The sequence below is a fragment of the Micromonospora sp. NPDC005220 genome (genome assembly GCF_040607895.1).
Taxonomy (GTDB): Bacteria; Actinomycetota; Actinomycetes; order Mycobacteriales; family Micromonosporaceae; genus Micromonospora.
Genome location: NZ_JBEXHP010000235.1, coordinates 1 through 1,958, shown reverse-complemented (window position 1 = coordinate 1,958; position 1,958 = coordinate 1). Strand labels below are relative to the sequence as shown.

The following is a 1,958-nucleotide window of genomic DNA, read 5'->3' as shown; positions in this document are numbered from 1 at the left end:
CCGCCGGCCCGGACGGTTCGCCGCGCGGTGGCCGAGGCACCCTGCCCGGCCCGGCCGGCGGTCGATCACGGCGACGTGGCAGCAAGACGGGCATGACCGGCTCAGAAGATCATCAAGGTTCTCTACGCCATGCTGATCGCCCGAAGTGAGTCATGCCCGCGCTGCCATCATCGCTGATCTCGTCCCTGTCCTGCGCACCGGCTCTGACTGTTGCCGAAACCGCCGGTGGGCTGCCCGAAGCGCTCGCCGGTCTGCCTGATCCACGGGCCCGGCGAGGTGTCCGGCACCGGCTGGCCGGGCAGGCCGGCCTTCTTCGTGGCGGCGATGATCCCCTTGGCGTTGGCGGTCTGCTCGTCGTTCAGGTCGATGCGCGACTGGGCGCCCTGCACACCATGCGGGATCAGCTGGCCCGTGTCCGGCTTGTCGGCCTGCACGGTCACCGCGACGGGCTTGGCGTCCACGGGTCACACCCACAACCGGACAGGTAGCCCCAGTGGTCACGGACCGGGACGGCGGACCAGCAGCACCACGGCCACCCCGACGAACCGGTCGGTTCCGGTGACGGCGAACTCGCGGCGGAGCAGCTCGGCCCGGGCGGGCGCGATGCCCTCGTACGGGTCGCCCGCCCCGCCGACGACCAGCCAGATCCGCCGGACGTCGCCCAGGCAGGGAGCGGGATCGGCGCAGTCGATCGCCCAGAACCCGCCGGACCGGCCGGGCGGCACGGCGAGGAAAACGTCCCGCGGCGCCGTGCGCAACTGGTACGCCATCGGCAGTGGGGCTTTCCAACTGAGCCAACCGGAGTAGGCGATGCCGTCATCGGCCTCGTACCGCCGGTCGATCAGGGCGGCGGCGGCGCGGTAGTCCGGCTCCCCCGGCACCGGGCTGCGTCGGGCCTCCACCTGGCCCGGCAGGCCCAACCCGGCGACGGCCAGCACGGCCGCGCCGAGCACCGCAGGCCCGCCCGCCGGCAGCGCGCGCCGCAGCGCGGCGACCGGCACGGCGATCCCGACCGCCGCCAGCAGCGCCCAGGCGGGCAGCGTGAACAACACGAACCGGGCCAGGAAGAGGTGCACCAGCGGGTGGCTCAGGTAGCAGCACACCGCCGGCGCCACGGCCCAGACCAGCAGCGGAAGGAGCAGTGCGCGCCGCCGGCGCCAGAGCACGGCGGCGCCGGCCAGGCCGGTCCCGACGAACGTCACGGCGACCGGGAGGGAGCCGAACAGCTCCCGGGGGAAGCGGGCGAGCGCCGCCTGGTCGCGGGGGATCCAGGAGACCTGGTCGGCCTGGCGGGACGCCGCGTACAGCAGGGGCGCCGCGGCCACGGCGACCACCAGCACGGTGAGCGCCCAGGCCCACCGGGCCCGCCGGGCACCGCCGCGGCGGACCGCCGAGCCGACCAGCAGCGCGTGGGCTGCCAGCACCGTCGCCGCGACGGCGTGCAGGCAGGTCAACGCCAGCAGGCAGCCGCCGTAGCGGACCCACCGCGGCCACGAGGGCCGGTCCAGCGCCCCGACCAGGGCGAGCGTAGCCAGCACGGTGAGGGCGACGACCCAGGCGTACGAGCGGGCCTCCTGCCCGTACCGGGACACCGACGGGATCGCGACGAAGAGCAGGCCGGCGGTGACCCCGACGGTGCGGTCGTACAGCTTCGCGCCGAGCAGGGTGAGCGCGCCGGCGGCCACCGCCGTGCCGACGATGGACGGGAACCGCAGGGCGAGGGTGGAGTCCCCGGCCAGCGCGGTCCACCCGCGCAGGGCCAGGTAGTAGAGGGCGTGGGTGAGGTCCATGTTGCCGAGCAGATGCCGCAGGTCCGGCCACGCGAGGGTGGTGGTCAGCCAGCTGACCGACTCGTCGAACCAGATCTCGCGGCCGCCGCTGCCGAGGGCCGCGACCGCGAACGCGACGAGACTGACGGGCAGGGCGACGCGGGTACGCGACACCGGCGCACCCGCCCG

2 protein-coding genes are annotated in these 1,958 nt (G+C 75.0%); both read right to left on the bottom strand.

The genetic code is table 11. From position 1 onward, the window contains the following. Window positions 1–167 precede the first annotated feature (167 nt). Window positions 168–461 (bottom strand): hypothetical protein, encoded by a 294-nt coding sequence (locus tag ABZU52_RS32370; protein WP_354974707.1) that lies wholly within the window; start codon window positions 459–461, stop codon window positions 168–170. A gap of 36 nt (window positions 462–497) precedes the next feature. Further along, window positions 498–1,958 (bottom strand): glycosyltransferase family 39 protein (locus ABZU52_RS32365; RefSeq protein ID WP_354974706.1); only part of this gene is annotated, 1,461 nt, incomplete at its 5' end.